The sequence below is a fragment of the Curvibacter gracilis ATCC BAA-807 genome, from assembly GCF_000518645.1.
In the GTDB taxonomy this organism is placed as follows: domain Bacteria; phylum Pseudomonadota; class Gammaproteobacteria; order Burkholderiales; family Burkholderiaceae_C; genus Curvibacter; species Curvibacter gracilis.
In genome coordinates this window covers 76,222-95,755 of sequence record NZ_KI912468.1, presented here as the reverse complement: position 1 = coordinate 95,755, position 19,534 = coordinate 76,222, and the positions used below count along the sequence as shown (strand labels likewise).

Genomic DNA, 19,534 nt, shown 5'->3' with positions numbered 1-19,534 from the left:
GCTCATTTATGACCATTCTTCGCTGGATTCCGTGTGGTCGATTGATGTGAGTCAAGTCTTGTTCGTTATCCGATTCAGGCCACCAGGGGGTCGGCATCCAGGGCTTCGAGCTGGTCGTGCAGCAGGTGGGTCTGGCCATGCCAGTAGTCGCTGCTGCCGAACCACGGGAAGTTGATCGGAAAGGTCGGGTCGTCCCAGCGGCTGGCCAGCCAGGCGCTGTAGTGGATCAGGCGCAGGGTGCGCAGGGGCTCGATCAGGCTGAGTTGGCGGCGGTCGAATTCGCACACCTGTTCGTAGCCGTCGATCAGGCTGCCGAGTTGGCGGTTCTGCTGCGCCCGCTCGCCCGACAGCAGCATCCACAGGTCTTGCACGGCCGGGCCGGTGCGGGCGTCGTCCAGGTCCACAAAGTGAGGGCCACCGCCTTCCACCTCGGTGGGGGTCCAGAGGATGTTGCCCGGGTGGCAGTCGCCGTGCAGGCGGATCAGCTCGATCTGCTGGCCGTCGAAGCGCCCGTCCGGCAGCACCAGGGGGTGGGCCGCGATGCGCGCCAGCACCTGCTCGCAGGCCTGGCGCCAGGGGCCTTCGGCATCGGCCGGCAGCACCCGGCCCTGCAGCAGGCCGTCCACCGCGGCACGGCCGAAGGTGTGCAGGTTCAGCGCCGGCCGAACCTGGAAGGGGCGCTGGGCGCCCACCTGGTGCAGCCGGGCCAGAAAGCGGCCGGTCCACTCCAGCACCTCGCCATCGTCCAGCTCGGGCTGGCGGCCACCGCGCCGGGGCGAGACCGAAAACGCAAAGCCCTCGTGCTGGTGCAGGGTGCGGCCCTGCAGTGTCAGCGGGCCCACGGCGGGCACCTCGGCGGCCTGCAGGTCGGCCGAGAAGGCGTGTTCTTCGAGGATCTGGGCCTCGCTCCAGCGGCCCGGGCGGTAGAACTTCACCACCACCACGCGGTGGCCCTGCACCGGGTCTTCGAGCTGCACCTGGTAGACGCGGTTCTCGTACGAGGACAGGGCCATCAGGCGGCCGTCGCCATACAGGCCGATGCCGGCCAGGGCATCCAGCACGGTGTCGGGCATCAGTCGGGCGTAGGGGTGCAGGGCGTGGTCGGCGGCGGGGCTGCGGGGCATGGAGTCTTCAGGCATGGCGCCATTGTCCTCCGCCCTGCGGCCTGTGCGGCCCGATGGCGAATGGAGTCCGTCGGCTTGACGAGGGTCAAGGCGCATGCCTCGCCTTGGCGCACACAATGCCGGCATGGTCACACGCAGGCGCCGTCACGTTCGTTTCATCAGTCGCAGGGGCTTGCTGTACTCACTGCTGCTGGCTTTTTTGATGATGACCCTGGGGGGCTTGGGCTTCTGGATCGTCGAGCCCGGGGTGCACACCTTCTGGGACGGCCTGTGGCTGGCCTTCACCACCGCGGCCACGGTGGGCTATGGCGACATCGTGCCCACCACGCATTGGTCCAAGGCCTTTGCCGTGGCCGTGGTGTTGTTGGGCTTGGCGGTGTTGTCGCTGGTCACGGCCTCGGTGGCGGCCATGCTGGTCGAGGTGGACGAGCGCGAGATGGACGACGCGGTGCTCAAGGAGATCCGCCACCTGCGCGCCGACCTGCATGCGATGCAGGCCGAGCTGAAGGCGCTGCGCCAGGAGGTTCGGGCGCCGGGCCAGGCCGCTGACCCGGGCTGATCAACTCACTCGGGCTCGATGCCCGCCGCCTTGATGATGCGGCCCCACTTCTGCGATTCGACCGCCTGGAACTTGCGCTGCTCCTCGGGCGTGTTCAGGTAGGTCTCGGTGCCGGTGGGCTGGTAGAAGGCGGCCTGGGCGCTGCTGTGGGCGGCCTTGTGCAGCAGTTCATTGAGCTTGGCCACCACCGGGGCGGGGGTGCCGGCCGGGGCGTAGGCGGCAAACCAGTAGGTGGCTTCGTAGCCCTTCACGCCGGCTTCTTCGATGGTGGGCACCTCGGGGGCCAGGGCGCTGCGCTGGCGCGGGGTCACGCCCAGGGCGCGCAGCTTGCCGGCTTTCACCTGCGGCAGGCCGGTGGCCATGTCGGTGAACATCACGTCGATCTGGCCGCCCAGCAGGTCGGTCACGGCCGGCGGGTTGCTGCGGTACGGGATGGCCAGGATGTAGGTGCCGGTGAGCTGCTTGAACATCTCGCCCGCGATGCGGCTCGACGAGCTGCCCGCGCCGAACGACAGCTTGCCGGGCTGGGCCTTGGCCAGTTTGATGAACTCGCCCACGCTGCGCGCCGGGTAGTCGGGGCGCACCACCATCAACTGGCCGCCACGGCCCAGGGCGGTGATGGGTTCGAAGTCTTTCACCGGGTCGTAGGGCAGCTTCTTGTACAGGTGCTCGTTGGCCGCGTGGGTGGTGTTGGTGGCGATCAGCACGGTGTAGCCGTCGGGCTTGGCCTTGGCCACCAGCTGGGCGCCGATGAAGGCATTGGCGCCAGGGCGGTTGTCCACCACCACCGGTGTCTTGGTGTCGGCGGTGATGGCATTGGCCAGGGCACGGGCCAGCTGGTCGGTGGCGCTGCCGGCGGTGAAGGGCACCACGAAGGTGATGGCCTTGTCGGGGAAGCTCTGGGCCAGCACGGGGCCGGCCAGGACGGCGACAGCGGCGGCCAGTGTGGTGTGCAGCAGGGTGCGGCGAGGTGTGTTCATGCAAAGTCTCCTTGTCTTTGTTGGGGGGCGGTGGCTCAGGCCCTGGGGGCCTGCACTGCCAGGGTCAGCAGCAGGCCCGACAGGCTTTTGCCGTGGGCGTCCAGGTTCAGGGCGTCGTTCACGCCGCCTTCCAGAATGTCATGCAGCACGAAGTTCATGGCCTGCAGTTTGGGCAGCAGGTACCTCGTCACCCGCGTGGGCCGGCGGCTGGCGAACAGCGCGGCCACGCGGGCCTCGGTCACCTGCTCCACCAGCAGGGGCCAGTGCTGCGCCTGGTAGGCGATCACGCTGATGCTGGAGGTGTTGCCCTTGTCGCCGGTGCGCCCGTGGGCCAGTCGGGCCAGGGGCACGGTGGCGGTGTCGGGTGTCATGGCGTGGGGGGCTGGGGTGGTCGCGATGGGGGCGGATTGTGTCACAGCAGGCTCCAGTGTTCCTTGATCCAGGCCCGGGGCACGAACCACGACTCGCTGGCCAGGCGTGGCGTGATGGCGCTGCGCACGCCGCCGCCGCCGGCCGGGCCGCAGGTGTACAGGGCCAGCACCTCGCGGGTCAGCAGTTCGGCCTCGCTGCGCTGGGTGGCGCGGGCGGCCACGCGCAGTCGTACGTCCTGCATCAGGCCGGCGGGTTCCAGCCCGTCCTGGCCGGCGGCCCAGGTGCCGGCGTCGTCGGCAAACAGGCTGGCCACGCCGATCAGGTCGCAGCGCACCGGCTGCAGGCCCGGGGCCAGCTCGGCCAGGCGGCTGCGCACCACCTGGGCGGCCAGCCGGGCGCGGGCCACGGCATTGGGGCCGGCGTAGGAGATCTCGCCCTCGGCCAGCCAGCCGCCTTCAAAGCAGGCGGTGGTCTTGAGGGTGTCAGGCCGGGCGTGGCCGCGCACACCGCTCACCTGCACCCGGTCGGGGCCCAGGGGCTGCAGCGTGACCTCGCTGAGATCGGCCACCACGTCGGGCGTGAGGTAGGCGGCGGGGTCGTGGATCTCGTACAGCAACTGCTCCTTGACGGTGCGCTCGTCCACGCAGCCGCCGGTGGCCTCGGCCTTGCCCACCACGAAACGGCCATCGGCCTGCACCTCCAGCACCGGAAAGCCCACATGGGCCAGGTCGGGCACGTCTTTCAGGCCCGGGTCGGCAAAGTAGCCGCCGCACACCTGGGCGCCGCACTCCAGCAGGTGGCCGGCGATGGTGCCGGCGGCCAGCCGGTCCCAGTCGTCGTCGGCCCAGCCAAAGTGCGCCAGCAGCGGGCCCAGCGCCAGGGCCGGGTCGGCCACGCGGCCGGTCACCACCACCTGGGCACCGGCGCGCAGGCAGGCCGCGATGCCCTGGGCCCCCAGGTAGGCATTGGCGCTGACGGGGGCGTCGGTGCGTGGGCCGCGCACCTGGGCCAGCTGTTCGGGGCTCAGCTGGGCCAGCACGTCATCGCCCTCGACCACACCCACGCGCAGCGCGCCCAGGCCCAGCTCGGCCGCCAAGGCCTGCAGGCAGGCCGCCGCCCCGCGCGGGTTGGCCGCGCCGAAGTTGCCCACGATGGGAATGCCATGGCGCACGCAGTCGGCCAGCACCGGGCGGATGAAGCGCTCCAGCGTGGGCTCGAAGCCCGCGGCCGGGTTTTGGCGCCGCTGCAGCTGGGCCAGGGCCAGCGTGCGTTCGGCCAGGGTCTCGAACATCAGCACGGCGGGGCCGCCGCGCGCGATCAGGGTGCGCACCACGGGCACGGCGGCGTCCCAGCGGTCGCCCGAGAAGCCGGCGCCGCAGCCGATCAGCAAAGGAGGGGGTGGAGAAGACATGGCTTGCAGTGTGTGGGCCGGGCGTGCATTTGTAAAATGGATTGATTGAATGGATTGATCCATGAAGCCACTGAATCCGATCCGCTGGTCGTCGGCCGACCTGGAGGCCTTTGGGGCCCTGGTGCAGACCCGCCACTTCACCCGCGCGGCCGAGCGTTGTCATCTGTCGCAAAGCGCCTTCAGCCAGAAGATCCGCCGGCTGGAGGCGGCGGTGGGCGCGCGCCTGTTCGAGCGCTCCACCCGTCAGGTCAGTCTGACGCCCGAGGGCGAACTGCTGGCGCAAGAGGTGCTGCGCCTGGAGCAGGAGCTGCAGCAGGCACTGGGCCGCTTGCAGGCATTGGCCGGCCTGCAGGCCGGGCGGGTGGCGGTGGCGGCCTTGCCCTCGATGGCGGCTGTGTGGCTGCCCGGGCTGGTGGCCGAGTGGCGCCAGCGCCACCCCCAGGTGCAACTCACCCTGCACGACACCCTGGCCCAGGGCGCCACCACGCTGCTGCGCGAGGGCCGGCTGGGACGACCTGGCCGGCGAAGAACTGATCCACCTGGCCCGCAGCAGCAGCGTGCGCCAGCAGATCGAGCGCTTGAACCCGGTGCCAAGCTGGCGCACCAGCGTGCTCGAGGTGGAGCACCTGGCCACGCTGGCGGCCCTGGTGCGCGCCGGCCTGGGCCTGAGCCTGGTGCCGGCGCTGACGCTGTTCCACTTTCGCGATGCAGGCCTGGTGGCGCTGCCTTTCAACGAGCCGGCCCTGGCCCGGCCACTGGTGCTGGCGCGGCGCAAGGGGCAGGCCCTGTCGGTGGCGGCGCAGGCCCTGCGCGGCATGTTGCTGGCGCGGCTGGCGGTGGGCGACCCGGGTGCGACCTGATTCGGCCGGGCGGGGCCTCTGCTATGGTCGGACGCCATGAAGCATCTGGCCTTTCGCTGGCTCACCGTGCGGGCGGGGCTGCAGCATTTCTTTCGCATTGCCGAATGGCAGTGGATGTTGGGCTGGGCCGTGGTGGCCGGCGTGCTGGGGGCCCTGGCCACCGAGGCGTTTCGCTGGGCCCTGCTGCGCCTGGACCACCACCTGCTGGGCCAGAGCGGCAGCCTGGTGGCGCTGGCGCGCAGCCTGCCGGCCTGGGAGCGGGTGGGGGTGCCCACGCTGGGCGGGCTGCTGGCCGGGGCGCTGCTGGTGCTGGCACGCCGCGCCACCCACCCGCAGGCCCACAGCGACTACATGGAGGCCACGGTGCTGGGTGACGGGCGCATTCCGTTGAAGTCCAGTCTGCTGCGCAGCGCTTCCTCGTTGCTGAGCATTGCCAGCGGCGGCTCGATCGGGCGCGAGGGCTCGATGGTGCAACTGGCGGCGCTGAGTGCCTCGATGCTGGGGCAGGGCTTGCGCTTTCCGGTGGCGCGTCTGCGGCTGCTGGTGGCCTGCGGCGCGGCCGCCGGCATCACCGCCGCCTACAGCGCCCCGATTGCCGGCACGTTCTTCGTGGCCGAGATCGTGCTGGGCTCGATGGCCATGGAGAGCCTTGGGCCGATCATGGTGGCCGCCGTGGTGGCCAACATCGTGATGCGCCAGATGCCCGGTTACCAACCGCCCTATGCCATGCCACCCTTCCCGGCCGTGGCCGGGGGCGAGGTGCTGCTGTTTGCCTTGATGGGCCTGCTGCTGGGGGCGGGCGCGGCGCTGTTCCTGCGCCTGCTGGGGCAGTCGCGTGCGCTGTTCGGGCGCCTGCCGTTGCCTTTGCCGCTGCGGCTGGCGCTGGGCGGCTTGGTGGTGGGGCTGATCTCGGTGCCCCTGCCCGAGGTGTGGGGCAATGGCTACAGCGTGGTCAATTCGGTGCTGCATTCCGACTGGCCCTGGGCCTTGCTGCTGATGCTGCTGGGGGCCAAGGTGGTGGCCACCCTGTGCACGGTGGGTTCGGGTGCCGTAGGGGGGGTGTTCACGCCCGCCATCTTTTTCGGCTGCATCGTTGGCGCCCTGTTCGGGCAGGGCGCGCAGGCTTTGTGGCCGCAGGCCGCCTCGGCGCCGCTGGCCTACGCCATGGTGGGCATGGGCGCGTTTCTGGCCGGGGCCACGCAGGCGCCCCTGATGGCCATCCTGATGATCTTCGAGATGACATTGAGCTACCAGGTGATGCTGCCCCTGATGGTGGCGAGTGTGATCGCCTATTTTGTGGCCCGCTCGGCCCATGCCGGCGCCATGTACGACATCACCCGCCGCCGCCAGGGGTGGCAGGCCGAGCAGCAGCGCCTGCGCGCCCTGGGCGTGCGCGAGCTGATCGAGCCGGCGCAGACCGTGGTGGGCCTGCAGGCCGGCCTGGACGAGATGAGCCGGCTGTTTTTGCATCATCCGGTGAAGTACCTGTATGTGGTGGACGAGGCCCAGCACTTTCAAGGCGTGGTGCCTCTGAAGCGCCTCAGCCCTGCCGAGCGCCTGCCCGATCTGGAGCGGCTGCGCGCTGGTGATCTGATCAGCGCAGAGTTGCAACCCCTCACCGCCGACATGGGCCTGTCGGAGGCCCTGCAGCGCTTCATGGCGCACCGAGGGGAGCGATTGCCGGTGATCGAGTCCGCGGAAGACCCCCGGCTGCTCGGTGTTGTCAACAAGAGCGCGTTGCTTGCAACCTACGCTCGGCTGAGCGCCTGATTCCTGGGGCGGGTCATCCGACAGGCGCAGACTTATCATGCCCCCACCGTTATTTGTTTATTTCTGTAAGGATGGTTGCCATGCCAAAGTTTTCTCGCAAAGCGCTCCTGGCTGCCCTCGCTGTTGTCGGCTGCGGTGCCGCGCAAGCCGGTGGGGTGGATGAGGTGGTGAAGGCCGGTGTGCTCAAGGCCTGTACCCCGGGCGACTACAAGCCTTTCAGTTTTGCCCTGCCCGATGGCAGTTTCGAGGGCCTGGATGTGGATCTGGCGACCTCGCTGGCCGCCTCGCTGGGGGTCAAGGTGCAGTTCGTGAAGACGAGCTGGGCCAAGATGATGGACGACTTCACGGGGGGCGCCTGCGACATCGCGGTGGGTGGCATCTCGGTGACCCTGGAGCGCCAGAAGCGCGCCTGGTTCAGCGCGCCCTACATGGTCAACGGCAAGACGCCGCTGGTGCGTTGCGCCGATGTGGCGCGCTTCCAGACCGTGGCGGCCATCGACCAGCCCGGCGTCAAGGTGGTGGCCAACCCCGGCGGCAGCAACGAGCGCTTTGCGCGCGCCAACTTCAAGACGGCCCAGCTCACCATCCACCCCGAGAACCTGACCATCTTCAACGAGGTGCTCAGTGGGCGCGCCGATGTGTTCGTGACCGAGTCGGCCGAGACCCTGGTGCAGCAGAAGCTGCACCCCGGCCTGTGCGCCGTGAACCCCGACAAGCCCCTGCAGTACGGCGAGATGGCCTACCTGCTGCCGCGTGGCGACACGCTGACCAAGGCCTATGTGGACCAGTGGCTGCACCTGATCCAGGCCCAGGGCGACTACCAGCGCATGGCCGCCAAGTGGCTGAACTGAACCCGCGACCGGGTCGACATGGGCGAGCCGGCCTGTGGGCCGTCTGGCTGTGCCTGGTCCTGGCCCTGGCCCTGGGGGTGGGGACTGACGCCCGGGCTGCCGAAGACCTGATCGTGGGGGTGCAAGGCCATTCGCCTCCGATGTCGTTGCGGGATGACCGGGGGGAGTACAGCGGCTACAGCGTCGACATGATCCGCGCCGCCTGCAAGGAGATGGGCCGCAACTGCCGCCTGGTGCCCGCGACCATCGCGGGCGCTGTGGACGACCTGCGCCAGGGCCGCATCGATGTGGCCGCCATGAGCCTGCTGCCCACGCCCGAGCGGCGCGCCCAGATCCTGCTGGCCCGGCCTTACTACACCTCGATCTCGGCCTGGGTGGCCCGCCCGGGCCTGCTGCCCGAGCAGACCGGCGTGCGGGTGGCGGTGGTCCAGGGCTCGGCCCAGGCGCGTTTTGCGGTGCAGCACCAGTGGCAGCGTGTGGAGGTGCTGAGCAACGCCGAGCTGGCCGGCCTGCTGCTGCAAGGCCGGGCCGATGGCATGCTGGCGCCGATGATGACGGTGATCGGTCTGATGAAGGACCCCGCCTTGCAGGCGCTGAACCTCAGTGTGCAGCCCCGCCGTGACCCGGAGCTGTCCGGCGCGGCCTCGTTTGGCGTCACGCCCCTGAAGCCCGAGCTCAAGACCCAGCTGGATGCCGCCCTGGAGCGGCTCGAGCGCAATGGCGTCTACGACCGGATCAATTCGCAGTACCTGTCGATCCGGGTCAACTGAAGGCCCCACCATGCCGGCCGCACGACGCGACTTCCGATCCATCTGGGTGTATTCCGTGCTGACCGGGCTTGTCATGCTCATGGTGCTGATGGCCGCCTGGTGGGTCGATGCGCAGCAGCAGCAGGTCCAGGCCGTCACCAGCCGGGCGCAGCAGGACATGGTGCCGGAGATCGTGCGCTTGCAGCGCCTGGGGCGCAATCTGCTGCAGATCGGGCATGAAGGCGATCGCCTGTTGGCCTCGGAATCCCAGGCCGAGCGGCAGAACGCGCTCCTGCTGGTCACCCTGGTGAGCCAGCACCCCAGCGTCCAGCAAGAGGCCAAGGCGGCCCGTCAGGCTGAGCGGGCGGCCGCCTTGCTGGCCGAAGCCGCGAACGATCTGGCCCGCTCGCCCCAAGGGCGGGCGGCTTGGCGCTTGCGCTGGGAGCCGCTGTCGCGTGACCTGACGCAGGCCGCCGATGCGTTGCTGACCCAGGCCGCCCAGCTGCCAGGCCAGGATCTCGACGCGCTGGCCCAGGTGGCGCGGCGGGCCCGTTACCAGTGGCTGGCCACCATGGGGTCGGCCGGTCTGCTCCTCCTGTTGTTCCTGTGGCTGTTGCACCGACGGGTTCTGCAGCCCCTGATCGGCGTGCACCAGGGGCTGTTGCGCTTGCAGGCGGGGCAGGCCTTGCCCCCCATGCCCACCGCTGCGGTGCGTGAGGTGGTGGTGCTGGGCGAGGCGCTGAACACCCTGGCCGCCACCATGACCGAAAACGAGCTGGTGCGCCACCAGCTGGAGTTTCAGGCCCACCATGACAGCCTGACCGGGTTGCCGAACCGGCGCCATTTCATGGCACAGGCCTACGAGCTGCTGCACCGGCTGAGGCGTGAGCACCGGCCGGCCCTGGTGGGCATGGCCGATCTGGACTTCTTCAAACGGGTCAACGACGAGCACAGCCACGCCGCCGGTGACGAGGTGCTGCGCCAGTGTGCGCGGCTGCTGCGCGAGGCACTGCGCGCGGAGGACCTGGTCTGCCGTTTTGGCGGCGAGGAGTTCGCCTTTGTGCTGGTGGGCTGCGATGCGCCCGACGGCCTGGCACTGGCCGAACGCCTGCGCCACAACCTGGAGCGGCATCGGTTCACCTTGCCCGACGGTCAGGTGCTGCCGGGCATGACGGTGAGCATCGGCCTGGCGCCCATGGGCGTCAACGGTCTGGAGAAGGCCCTGGGCGATGCGGACAAGGCGCTCTACCGCGCCAAAGACGAAGGCCGCAACCGCGTGGTGCTCGAAGAGCGCGCGGTGGCGGCCTGAAGCGGGGCACAGCCGGCCAGATCGGCTGTGACGGGCCTCGGGGTGATCAGACCACGGTCAGGGTCACGTCGATGTTGCCGCGGGTGGCGTTCGAGTAGGGGCACACGCCGTGGGCCTTGGCCACCAGGTCTTCGGCCACGGCGCGCTCGATGCCGGGCAGGGTGATGGTCAGGTGGGCTTCGATGCCGAAACCGGCCGGGATCGGGCCGATGCCGACCTTGGCCTGGATGGTGGCGCTGGCCGGGATGGCGATCTTGGCGGCGCCGGCCACGTGCTTGAGCGCGCCCATGAAGCAGGCCGAGTAGCCTGCGGCAAACAGCTGCTCAGGGTTGGTGGCGCCGCCGGCACCGCCCAGTTCCTTCGGGGGGCTGAGCTTCACGTCCAGCAGGCCGTCCGAGCTGACGGCGCGGCCTTCGCGGCCACCGGTGGAGGTGACGTCGGCGGTGTACAGAACTTTGTCGAGGTGGGTGGTCATGGTGCTGCTCCTGTGAAATGTCTGACTGGCAGACGGGTGGGTGGTTGAAAAAACAGACAGAAAAGTGGATCGGGTCTCAGCCGCCGGCCAGGTGGCCGCGCAGGGTCTTGAGCTGCTCGGTCAGGGCCAGCAGTTCGGGCAGGCTGCACTGGCTTTGCTGCAGCACACAGGCCGGAATGCGTTCGGCGGTGTCGCGCAGGGCGCGGCCGGCCGCTGTCAGGGTGATGCGCACGCGGCGTTCGTCTTGCACATCGCGCAGCCGGCCCAGCAGCCCTGCGCCTTCCAGGCGCTTGAGCAGGGGGGTCAGGGTGCCCGAGTCGAGGAACAGGCGCTCGCCCAGGGCCGACACGGTCAGGCCGTCCTGCTCCCACAGCACCAGCATCACCAGGTATTGCGGGTAGGTCAGGCCGATCTCGTCGAGCAGGGGCTTGTACAGCTTGGTCATGGCCAGCGAGGCCGAATACAGCGCAAAGCAGACCTGGTTGTCCAGCCGCAGGGCTGCGGGGCTGGGGGTGTCGGGTGGTGCGTTGGTGTCCATGGGCTGAATTATTGCTGTCAATTAAATTGTTCGCAATTTAATTGGGTAAAACCACACTGCGGGTGTGGAATGGCGGGCGCCGCCTCAGCGGCCGGTGAAGCGGGCCGGTCGCTTGTCGATGAAGGACTGCACGCCTTCGCGGGCGTCTTCGCTGCGCGACAGGCGTTGCTGGGTGTCGATGAAGTCGTGCATGGCGACCAGAGGCCCGTGTTCGATGGCCTTGAGCACGTTCTGCCGGGTGGCCACCACGGCCAGCGGGGCCTGCTCGGCAATCACCTCGGCCAGGGCCAGGGCGGTGGGCAGTTCCTGCCCGGCGGGCACCACCTTCTGCACGAAGTTCAGGCGCAGCGCCTCGGGCGCGCCGAACTCGTCGCCGGTCAGCAGGTGCAGCAGGGCATTGCCCAGGCCGGCGCGCTCGGCCATGCGCAGGGTGGCACCGCCGGTGGCCATGATGCCGCGCTTGACCTCGAGTTGCGAGAAGCGGCAGTTGTCGGCCGCCACCACGATGTCGGCCGCCAGCATCAGCTCGATGCCCAGGGTGTAGGTGATGCCCTGCACGGCCACCAGCATCGGCTTGGTGCGGCGCCGGTAGCCCGGCATGCCCAGGTCCACCGGGTCGACCAGGCCCAGGGGCACGGCTTTTTCGCCGCGCTGCATCAGCGGGGCGATGGTGGGCAGATCCAGCCCGGCCGTGAAGTGCTCGCCAAAGGCGTGCAGCACGCCCACGCGCAGGGCGGGGTCGTCGTCAAGACGGGTGTAGGCCAGCCCCAGTTCACGGTACATCTTGGGCGTGAAGCCGTTGCGCTTGTTGGGCCGGTTGATGCCGATCAGCAGCACGCTGCCGCGCACTTCGGTGTCGATGCTGCCTTCAGGGTGCAGCGGCGTGGGGGTGGGGGGTTGGAAGGGGGTGTTCATGACCCCATGCTAGGGGGGCAGGTGCGGCGCCGGCATTCACCGGCGCGACACCCAGGCCCTGGGGCGAACCCTGATACCGGCCCCGCTCAGGGGCCCGGCCTCAGTAGGTGTAGACGCCGCGGCCGGTCTTGCGGCCCAGTTGGCCGGCGGCGACCATTTCCTTGAGCAGCGGGCAAGCGCGGTACTTGCTGTCGCCAAACTCTTCAAGGTAGACCTGCATCACGGCCAGGCACACGTCCAGGCCGATCATGTCGGCCAGGGCCAGCGGGCCGATGGGCTGGTTGCAGCCCAGCTTCATGCCGGCGTCGATGTCTTCCGGGGTGGCAATGCCTTCGGCCAGCACGAAGAAGGCCTCGTTGATCATGGGCACCAGGATGCGGTTGACCACGAAACCGGGCGAGTTCTTGACCGTGATCGGGCTCTTGCCCAGGGCTTCGGCCAGGGCCTTGACCGCGTCATGGGTGGCGTCGCTGGTCTGCAGGCCGCGGATGATCTCGACCAGGGCCATCATCGGCACCGGGTTGAAGAAGTGCATGCCGATGAAACGGTCGGGGCGGCTGGTGGCGGCGGCCAGCTGGGTGATGGAGATGGACGAGGTGTTGGAGGCCAGGATCACCTCGGGTGCCACCAGGGCGTCGATCTGCTGGAGGATCTTGACCTTGAGTGCATGGTTCTCGGTGGCGGCCTCGATCACGATCTGGGCCTTTTTCAGGTCTTCGTACGAGGTGCTGCCCTGGATGCGGGCCAGGGCGGCGTCCTTGTCGGCCGCGGTGATCTTCTCCTTCTTGATCAGGCGGTCCAGCGAGCCGGCCACGGTGGCAATGCCTTTTTGCACGGCCGCTTCGGAGATGTCCACCATCACCACTTGCAGGCCCGACACGGCGCAAGCCTGCGCGATGCCGTTGCCCATGGTGCCTGCGCCAATGATGCCGACGGTTTGAATGCTCATGGTGATTGTTCCTTGAAGTAAAAACGGTTGCCAAGATGGTATCCAGATTCGATCACCACCCTTGGTAAGCCGCGTGACAGTTGTGCGCCGGCCCGCTGCCGGACTTGATCTGGCGCAGACATCCAAGGTGCGGCCCCGCCAGAACCCTCACGAGAACACCCCGGCCGGTGGCAGGCACGCTGACCGCTTGTCACACGGGTTCACAGGGGTAGGGCTTGATGCGATGATCGGCTTGACTGGCAGATCTGACGGCATTTTGGGGCCACTTCGCCCGGGAATTCGATCCGTGGTGTACTCCACACGGTGCGAATCGGCCCGTCTGAGGTTCTGCCGACGCCGTTGACAACCCAAGATGCTCAAGTACCTGAAATCCCTGTTCCACGGCACCGTTGCCATTGCCCGGGCCGAACTGGCCCTGTTGCGCCGCTACCCGCGCGTGTGGCTGGCCATTCTGGCGGTGGGTGTGGTGCCGGCCCTGTATTCACTGATCTACCTCACCAGCGTGTGGGACCCGAGCGGCCACACGGCCGAATTGCCCGTGGGCATCGTCAACCACGACCTGGGTCTGCACTACCGCGGCCACGATGCGAACGTGGGCACCCACCTGACCGACACCTTGCTGGAGCGCAAGGCCTTCGGCTTTCGCATGTACGAATCGCTGGAGGACGCCCGCGAGGCGGTGCGCCGTGGCGACCTGGCCTTTGCGCTGCTGATTCCGCCCAACTTCAGCGCCAATGCGGTGCCCGGTACGGCCCGTGGCGCCGGCCAGATGGTGATCTACACCTCCGAGGGCAACAACTACAGCTCGGCCAACCTGGCCAGGCGCTTTGCCTCGGAGCTGGACCATCAGGTCAACGAGATGCTCAATGAGCAGCGCTGGTCCATGGTGCTGGACACGGCCTCGGCCTCGGAAGACCGCCTGACCCAGCTGCGCCGCGCCTTGAGCCAGGTGCGCGAAGGCGCCGACACCCTGGCCAAGGGCAGCCACCAGTACCGCGACGCGGCCCACCAGGTGGGCGAGGGCTTCAAGGAGGTGAACGGCGGCATCCGCACCATCGAGTCGCATTGGCCGGCCGGCAGCGACCTGCGTGCCCTCAAGTCCGGGGCCCAGCAACTGAGCGCCGGCCAGCGCGAGCTGGGCAGCGGCCTGGCCCAGATCGGCAACGGGCTGGAACAGCTGGAGGGCGGCGCCGGCCAGTTGCTGGGCGGCGCTCGCAAGATGCAGTCGGAAACCGAGGGACTGTGGCTGGTGGGCGACCGCATCGCGGCCGGCGCCGGCCAGCTGGCCGATGGCGCCGACAAGCTGCAGCAAGGCCTGAAGCAGGCCCGTGCCGCCAACAAGCAGGCCGTGGCCGGCAATCGGCAATTGATCAACGGCCAGGCGCAGCTGGAAACCGGGTTGGGCCAGCTCACTGACGGCGTGCAGGCCCTGGGTGACGGCGTGCACAAGCTGGCCAGCAAGCTGCCCCCGGATCGCCAACTGGACGAGTTCACCGCCGGCGGCGTGAAGCTGGCCGACGGCGCCGACAAGCTGCTCACGGGCATCAAGACCATCGAGGCGGCCATCCCCACTTCGCTGGCCAAGCTGGAGGGCAATGCCTCGGGCCTGGCCGAGTCGGTGGCGCTGCGCGTGGAGGTGGCCGCGCCGGTGCCCAACAACGGCACGGCTTTCATCCCCAACATGGTGTCGGTGGCCTTGTGGATCGGCGCCGTGATGGCGGGCTACCTGTTCAACATGAGCCTGGTGCTGCGCGTGCACGGCCACGTGCCGCGCCTGGCCAAGACGCTGGGCAAGATGACCGTGCCGGTGCTGGTGGTGCTGCTGCAGGTGCTGCTGGTCGAGATCACGCTGTTGTTCGTGCTGTCGGTGCAGACGCCGCGGGTGGCGGCGCTGGGCCTGACCATGGTGCTGGCCTCGGTGGTGTTCCTGGCCGTGCTGTCGGCCATGGTGCATGTGTTCGGCGAGTTCGGCCGCATCCTGACCGTGCTGCTGCTCACCCTGCAGCTGTCGGCCGGCGGCGGCGTGCTGCCGGTGGAGTTGTCGGCGGGCTTCTTCCGGGCTGTGCACTCGTGGCTGCCCTTCAGCTGGGTGGTGCAGGCCTTCCGCACCGTGCTGTTCGGTGCCTTTGACAACCGCTGGGGCCAGGCCTGCGGCATGGTGGCCCTGGCTGGCTTGGTGGCCACCGCGCTGATCGCGCTGTTTGGCCGCTGGGTGCATGTGGAGCCCGACCTTTATCAGCCGGCGGTCAAGGTCTGAGGACGGGTGGGGGCCTATCGGGCCGGGCCTTGTGGGCCAATGAGGCTTCGGTCCCGCAGGCAGGCGCCTGATCGGGGCCGATCAGCGGCAGACCGGCACCGGTCTGCCTGTTCCTCCCCCCAGAGAAAGGCACCCTATGAACATCACCGCCAACGGCATCAACATCGAAGTGGAAGACCAGGGCCCGCACGACGACCCTGCCGTCTTGCTGATCATGGGCCTGGGCATGCAACTGATCGCCTGGCCCCCGTACTTTGTGCAACCCCTGCTCGACGCCGGCTACCGCGTCATCCGCTTTGACAACCGCGACGTGGGCCTGTCGCAGTATTTCGACGAGCTGGGCCCGCCCAACCTGCCCTGGGCCCTGGCGCGCCTGCCGCTGGGCCTGCCGGTCAAGCCGCCCTACACCGTGCACGACATGGCGCTCGACGCCCTGGGCGTGCTTGACGCGCTGGGCGTGCGCAAGGCCCATGTGGTGGGTGTCAGCATGGGCGGCATGATTGCGCAGCGCGTGGCCTTGGCCGCCCCGCAGCGCGTGCTCAGCCTCACCAGCATCATGAGCAGCAGCGGCGCCGCCGGCCTGCCCCAGGCCGCGCCTGAGGTGCTGGGCGCCCTGGTGACCCCAGCCCCTGCCGACCCGGCCCAGGCGCTGGAGCATTTCGTCAAGCTGTACCGGCTGATCGGCAGCCCGGCCTTTCCGGCCGACCTGGAGCAGATGCGCGAGCGCATTGTGCTGGGCCTGCAGCGCGCCTTCCACCCGGTGGGCACCTCGCGCCAGTTGTTGGCCGTGCTGTGCGACAGCGGCCGGGCCGAAGAGCTGCGCACCATCCGCACGCCCACGCTGGTGCTGCACGGCAAGCAAGACCCGCTGGTGCCCTACGCCTGTGGTGAGGACACGCGCCGCCGCATCCGGGGCGCCCAGCTGGTGGGCATCGAGGGCATGGGCCACGACCTGCCGCCGGGGGCAGCTGCCCTGCTGCTGGAAGCCTTGCTGCCGCACCTGAAAAGCCATTGAGCGGGCGCTTTTCCAGGGTTGGGGCGCGGCGGCAGCACGTCTTGCGGCGCAGACCGTACGCCGTGAACATTTCCTGGGGCGCTTTCCGAGGCCGCCCGTCCGTGTTGCGCTGATGAGCGGCCCGCCGATGCCCGCGGCTGAGGTGGATGACGGGCCTCCGCGGGCGCTCAAAGGGTCTTGCCCCTTTTTGCGGAAGGCCTTTGGACACCCCGCGTCGGCGGGTGTTGCTGCCGACCTCGCCATGCCAGGACGGCGCCCCGGTGCTTGAGAGCAGGGCGCCCATCGAGGCGATGGAGCCGTGATTCCAACGCATCTTCAAGTACCTCTGATCGATTGACCGCTCGCTGCGAGCGTGATCGGGGAAACCCAGGCCGGCCGGGCTGGAGCGCTTTTTAAAGTGGGTTCATTCAGGGAAGCAAACCGAATGAAGACCACCACCCATTCCGACCTGCCGCAGACCGCAGCCCGCTCTGCCCACCAGGCCGCCGCAGAGGCCCTCTGTGGCGCAGAGCTGCATGCACGGCACCTGCCCCGTTTCGAGGCGGCGCAAGCGGCTTGCCGTGATCGAGGTCACTGGAGCGCCTTTGTGGACCACCCCGAGCTCTACCCATCGGCGGACGAGGCCCGGCGCACGGGAAGGGCGGCCCACCAGGCCCAATTGGGCCAGCCCTTCGAACTGGCCCAACCCGGCACCTGCGCCTGGCTGGGCGAGGAGAGTTCGCCCTACACCGGCCAGCCCCTCGGCATCGTCTACCCGCAAGCCGACGCCGATGCCCTGTTCACCGCTGCCAGGGCGGCCATGCCGGATTGGGCCCGTGCCGAGGTCAACACCCGCATTGGCGTGTTGATGGAGGTGGTCGATGTGCTGTACCGCCGGCACCTCTTCGAGTTGGCGTTTGCCGTGATGCACACCGCCGGGCAGAGCTTCAACATGGCCTTCACCGGCTCGGGCGTGAATGCCCTGGACCGGGCCATCGAAGCCCTGGTCCATGCGCACCAGGCCTTGCAGAACGTGCCCTCCCAGGCCCGCTGGGCACGCCCGTTCGGCACGGCTGAAATCTGCCTTGAAAAAACCTACCGCAAGGTACCCCGGGGCGTGGCCGTGTGCTTTGCCTGCGCCACCTTCCCCACCTGGAACGCCTGGCCCTCGATGATGGCCAGCCTGGCCACCGGCAATGCGGTGATCGTCAAGCCACATCCGGCCTGCGTGCTGCCGATGGCGATCTCGGTGCGCGTGTTCCGGCAGGTGCTGCAGGCGGCCGGCTTCGACCCCGATCTGGTCACGCTGTGCCTGGACAGCGTGGCCGAGCCCCAGGGCCAGCGCCTGGTGCAGCACCCGGCCACGGCCATCGTCGACTTCACCGGCAGTGCCCGCTTCGGGCAGTGGGTGGAGCGCAACGCCGGGCCGGCCCTGGTGTTCACCGAAACCTCGGGCTGCAACACCGTGGTGCTGGCCGAGGCCGATGACCTGGATGCGGCATTGCGCAGCCTGGCCACCAGCCTGTGCCTGTTCAGCGCTCAGATGTGCACCAGCCCGCAGAACATCTACCTGCCGCGTGACGGCGTGCTCACCCCCCAGGGGCGGGTGTCGGTGCAGCAAGTCGGTGAGCGCCTGGTGCATTTCATCGATCAGATTGCTGGCGATCCGCGCCGCGCCGCCATGATGCTGGCCACCCTGCAGTCGCCGCAGACCCTGGCCCTGCTGGAGGCGCTGAGCCGCGAGGGTGCGCGCCGCGGCCAGGTGCTGCGGCAGGCCACGCCCTACGTCCACCCTGACTACCCCCAGGCGCGCACGGCTTCACCGCTGCTCATCCAGCTCAAGCGCAGCGAGCGAGACCTGTATGGCGAGGAGCGCTTCGGGCCCGTGGCCTTTCTCATCGAATGTGAGAGCGCCGAGGCGGCCCTGCAGCAGGCCTGCGCCGATGTCACCGAGTTGGGCGGCCTCACCGCCTTTGTCTATGCGCAAGACCCGGGCTTCATCGCCCAGGCTGAAGAGGCCTATGCGATGGCCGGCGCCCAGCTCACGATCAACCTCACCGGCCCGATGCCTCTCAATTTCGCGGCGGCCTACAGCGATTACCACGTGACCGGGCTCAACCCGGCCGGCAACGCCTGCCTGACCGATCTGGCCTTTGTGAGCGCGCGCTTTCGCATTGCCCAGGTGCGGCGCCCGATGCCAACGCAGCGGCCGCCGGGAGGCGCGGCATGAAGCGCTTCGCCGCGCTGGGCTCGCTGGGCGGGTGGGCCCTGTGTGCCGTGGCCCAGGCGCAGACGGATGGGCCGGGCCTGGCTTTGGGCGGGCAGATCAAGGTGGGGGTGCAGCACTTGCATTACAGCGGTGTCCACACCGATGCGATCTCGGCGCCCGTCAACGGACGCAACACCATCATGAGCGACAACGCCTCCTGGTTCTACGTGCGCGGCGAAGAGGCCTTGGACGGACAGACCCGCGTCTTCTTTCACCTGGAGCATGGCCTGCTCGTCAACACCGGCGAGATGGGCTCGGCGCTGTCACCTCCGCGCACTCAGGCGGTGGGCTTCAAGAACCCGCAGTGGGGCCGGGTGCTGGTCGGGCGTTGGTCCACCTACCATTCTGCCGATGCGGGCCTGAGCCACAACGCCATCTACGATGCCGGCCCCTATGCCAGCGGCACCCTGAACCTGTTGGGCTCGATCGGTCGCAGCCTGTCTTACTTTGCGGGGGGCATTCTGTCGAACCTGCTGCGTTACGACTCGCCACGCTGGGCGCACACGGGCTTCAGTGCCACCTACGGCTTCGACGAGCAGAGTCCGCAACAGGCGGGCAAGCACACCCTCAACTTCAACCCCACCTACAACGATGGCCGGCTGGTGTTGTACTGGAACACGCTGTACCGGGCCCGGCAGAGCGGCGAGGGGGAGCGCCGAGACCTGACCCACGATCAGCATGCCAACCGGTTCGGCGTGGCGTACGCGTTTGACAACGGGATCAAGCTCGCCTGGCTGTGGGACCGCAACCGCGTGGCCGGCCCCGCCATCCCCGAACACTCGCTGCGCCGCGATGCCTGGGCCCTGCCGTTCATCTACCGCGAGGGGCCCCATCTTTGGCACCTCACCTATGGCGAGGCCCGCCCCGTCGTGGCGGACGGACGGCCGCGCGCCGCCTCCGGTGCCCGCATGTTCTCCGTGGGCTACGAATACGCGCTGTCCAAGCGCAGCGCCCTGGCCCTGAGCTATTCCACCGTCAGCAACCAGGCCCATGCCGCCTACGACTTCTGGTACCCGACCAACAACCTGCCCTTGCCCCCTGGTGCGGAGGGCTTCCGCACGCAATCGATCTATGCGGGCATCAAGCACACCTTCTGAGCAAGGCCTCTCCCGTCATCACCCCCATCACTCCCATCACCCATTTTCAACGAGC

17 protein-coding genes and 1 pseudogene are annotated in these 19,534 nt (G+C 68.8%); 10 read left to right on the top strand and 8 right to left on the bottom strand.

Annotated elements, in window-relative coordinates; all coding sequences use genetic code 11:
* Positions 1-74 precede the first annotated feature (74 nt).
* A complete protein-coding gene (locus L880_RS0130780; RefSeq protein ID WP_027478874.1) occupies positions 75-1,139 on the bottom strand; it encodes a serine/threonine protein kinase in 1,065 nt (354 codons plus the stop codon).
* A gap of 157 nt (positions 1,140-1,296) precedes the next feature.
* Here L880_RS0130780 and L880_RS0130775 point away from each other — a divergent pair, with 157 nt between their 5' ends.
* Complete coding sequence (locus L880_RS0130775) at positions 1,297-1,683, top strand: potassium channel family protein (RefSeq protein WP_084461795.1); 387 nt, start codon at positions 1,297-1,299, stop codon at positions 1,681-1,683.
* A gap of 5 nt (positions 1,684-1,688) precedes the next feature.
* On the opposite strand, the gene L880_RS0130770 is transcribed toward L880_RS0130775, so the two are convergent.
* From L880_RS0130770 to L880_RS0130760, 3 genes are read right to left on the bottom strand one after another with little or no spacing between them, the layout of a single operon-like run.
* Positions 1,689-2,663, bottom strand: a complete 975-nt coding sequence (locus L880_RS0130770) for a Bug family tripartite tricarboxylate transporter substrate binding protein (RefSeq protein WP_019577210.1) — start codon at positions 2,661-2,663, stop codon at positions 1,689-1,691.
* A gap of 35 nt (positions 2,664-2,698) precedes the next feature.
* On the bottom strand, positions 2,699-3,034 hold the full coding sequence (locus L880_RS0130765; RefSeq protein WP_027478871.1) for an AtuA-related protein: 336 nt from the start codon (positions 3,032-3,034) through the stop codon (positions 2,699-2,701).
* 41 nt (positions 3,035-3,075) lie between these two features.
* Positions 3,076-4,446, bottom strand: coding sequence for an acyclic terpene utilization AtuA family protein (locus L880_RS0130760; RefSeq protein WP_043331165.1), 1,371 nt, complete (start codon positions 4,444-4,446; stop codon positions 3,076-3,078).
* Between the two features lie 61 nt (positions 4,447-4,507).
* On the opposite strand from L880_RS0130760, the pseudogene L880_RS35375 reads away from it, so the two are divergent.
* The 5 genes and pseudogenes from L880_RS35375 to L880_RS34680 all read left to right on the top strand — a co-directional run bounded on the left by L880_RS35375 (position 4,508) and on the right by L880_RS34680 (position 9,985).
* Positions 4,508-5,306, top strand: a pseudogene (locus L880_RS35375) (LysR family transcriptional regulator).
* Between the two features lie 36 nt (positions 5,307-5,342).
* Positions 5,343-7,076, top strand: a complete 1,734-nt coding sequence (locus L880_RS0130750) for a ClcB-like voltage-gated chloride channel protein (RefSeq protein ID WP_043331163.1) — start codon at positions 5,343-5,345, stop codon at positions 7,074-7,076.
* Positions 7,077-7,156: 80 nt separating this feature from the next.
* Positions 7,157-7,927: a transporter substrate-binding domain-containing protein gene (locus L880_RS0130745; RefSeq protein WP_027478867.1), complete on the top strand. Its 771-nt coding sequence runs from the start codon at positions 7,157-7,159 to the stop codon at positions 7,925-7,927.
* Positions 7,915-8,697 carry a substrate-binding periplasmic protein gene (locus L880_RS0130740; RefSeq protein WP_051443719.1) on the top strand — a complete coding sequence of 261 codons (783 nt, stop codon included), beginning with the start codon at positions 7,915-7,917 and terminating at the stop codon, positions 8,695-8,697. Before L880_RS0130745 ends, L880_RS0130740 begins: the two co-directional genes overlap by 13 nt.
* Positions 8,698-8,707: 10 nt before the next feature.
* On the top strand, positions 8,708-9,985 hold the full coding sequence (locus tag L880_RS34680) for a GGDEF domain-containing protein (protein ID WP_051443718.1): 1,278 nt from the start codon (positions 8,708-8,710) through the stop codon (positions 9,983-9,985).
* A gap of 46 nt (positions 9,986-10,031) precedes the next feature.
* Here the strand turns inward: L880_RS34680 and L880_RS0130730 are convergent, their stop codons facing one another.
* The 4 genes from L880_RS0130730 to L880_RS0130715 form a co-directional block, all read right to left on the bottom strand.
* Positions 10,032-10,460, bottom strand: a complete 429-nt coding sequence (locus L880_RS0130730; protein WP_019577202.1) for an organic hydroperoxide resistance protein — start codon at positions 10,458-10,460, stop codon at positions 10,032-10,034.
* A 76-nt stretch (positions 10,461-10,536) separates the two neighbouring features.
* Positions 10,537-10,998: a MarR family winged helix-turn-helix transcriptional regulator gene (locus L880_RS0130725; RefSeq protein WP_027478865.1), complete on the bottom strand. Its 462-nt coding sequence runs from the start codon at positions 10,996-10,998 to the stop codon at positions 10,537-10,539.
* 84 nt (positions 10,999-11,082) lie between these two features.
* The gene (locus L880_RS0130720) at positions 11,083-11,913 is read right to left on the bottom strand and encodes a crotonase/enoyl-CoA hydratase family protein (RefSeq protein ID WP_027478864.1); all 831 of its coding nucleotides are present in this window, start codon (positions 11,911-11,913) and stop codon (positions 11,083-11,085) included.
* A 100-nt stretch (positions 11,914-12,013) separates the two neighbouring features.
* Positions 12,014-12,862 (bottom strand): 3-hydroxybutyryl-CoA dehydrogenase, encoded by an 849-nt coding sequence (locus L880_RS0130715; protein ID WP_027478863.1) that lies wholly within the window; start codon positions 12,860-12,862, stop codon positions 12,014-12,016.
* A 352-nt stretch (positions 12,863-13,214) separates the two neighbouring features.
* On the opposite strand from L880_RS0130715, the gene L880_RS0130710 reads away from it, so the two are divergent.
* The 4 genes from L880_RS0130710 (at position 13,215) to L880_RS0130695 (ending at position 19,479) form a co-directional block, all read left to right on the top strand.
* Positions 13,215-15,119: a YhgE/Pip domain-containing protein gene (locus tag L880_RS0130710; protein ID WP_027478862.1), complete on the top strand. Its 1,905-nt coding sequence runs from the start codon at positions 13,215-13,217 to the stop codon at positions 15,117-15,119.
* Between the two features lie 136 nt (positions 15,120-15,255).
* The gene (locus L880_RS0130705) at positions 15,256-16,134 is read left to right on the top strand and encodes an alpha/beta fold hydrolase (RefSeq protein WP_027478861.1); all 879 of its coding nucleotides are present in this window, start codon (positions 15,256-15,258) and stop codon (positions 16,132-16,134) included.
* Between the two features lie 424 nt (positions 16,135-16,558).
* A complete protein-coding gene (gene paaN, locus L880_RS34040; RefSeq protein ID WP_051443717.1) occupies positions 16,559-18,343 on the top strand; it encodes a phenylacetic acid degradation protein PaaN in 1,785 nt (594 codons plus the stop codon).
* Entirely contained in the window at positions 18,340-19,479 is a 1,140-nt protein-coding gene (locus L880_RS0130695) for a porin (RefSeq protein WP_027478860.1), read from the top strand. Before paaN ends, L880_RS0130695 begins: the two co-directional genes overlap by 4 nt.
* Positions 19,480-19,534 lie beyond the last annotated feature (55 nt).

Excerpts from the sequence above, each read along its gene's own strand:
- L880_RS0130780 (WP_027478874.1), bottom strand. The coding sequence starts at position 1,139 with ATGCCTGAAGACTCCATGCCCCGCAGCCCCGCCGCCGACCACGCCCTG.
- L880_RS0130770 (WP_019577210.1), bottom strand. The coding sequence starts at position 2,663 with ATGAACACACCTCGCCGCACCCTGCTGCACACCACACTGGCCGCCGCT.
- L880_RS0130765 (WP_027478871.1), bottom strand. The coding sequence starts at position 3,034 with ATGACACCCGACACCGCCACCGTGCCCCTGGCCCGACTGGCCCACGGG.
- L880_RS0130760 (WP_043331165.1), bottom strand. The coding sequence starts at position 4,446 with ATGTCTTCTCCACCCCCTCCTTTGCTGATCGGCTGCGGCGCCGGCTTC.
- L880_RS0130750 (WP_043331163.1), top strand. The coding sequence starts at position 5,343 with ATGAAGCATCTGGCCTTTCGCTGGCTCACCGTGCGGGCGGGGCTGCAG.
- L880_RS0130745 (WP_027478867.1), top strand. The coding sequence starts at position 7,157 with ATGCCAAAGTTTTCTCGCAAAGCGCTCCTGGCTGCCCTCGCTGTTGTC.
- L880_RS34680 (WP_051443718.1), top strand. The coding sequence starts at position 8,708 with ATGCCGGCCGCACGACGCGACTTCCGATCCATCTGGGTGTATTCCGTG.
- L880_RS0130730 (WP_019577202.1), bottom strand. The coding sequence starts at position 10,460 with ATGACCACCCACCTCGACAAAGTTCTGTACACCGCCGACGTCACCTCC.
- L880_RS0130725 (WP_027478865.1), bottom strand. The coding sequence starts at position 10,998 with ATGGACACCAACGCACCACCCGACACCCCCAGCCCCGCAGCCCTGCGG.
- L880_RS0130720 (WP_027478864.1), bottom strand. The coding sequence starts at position 11,913 with ATGAACACCCCCTTCCAACCCCCCACCCCCACGCCGCTGCACCCTGAA.
- L880_RS0130715 (WP_027478863.1), bottom strand. The coding sequence starts at position 12,862 with ATGAGCATTCAAACCGTCGGCATCATTGGCGCAGGCACCATGGGCAAC.
- L880_RS0130710 (WP_027478862.1), top strand. The coding sequence starts at position 13,215 with ATGCTCAAGTACCTGAAATCCCTGTTCCACGGCACCGTTGCCATTGCC.
- L880_RS0130705 (WP_027478861.1), top strand. The coding sequence starts at position 15,256 with ATGAACATCACCGCCAACGGCATCAACATCGAAGTGGAAGACCAGGGC.
- paaN (WP_051443717.1), top strand. The coding sequence starts at position 16,559 with ATGAAGACCACCACCCATTCCGACCTGCCGCAGACCGCAGCCCGCTCT.
- L880_RS0130695 (WP_027478860.1), top strand. The coding sequence starts at position 18,340 with ATGAAGCGCTTCGCCGCGCTGGGCTCGCTGGGCGGGTGGGCCCTGTGT.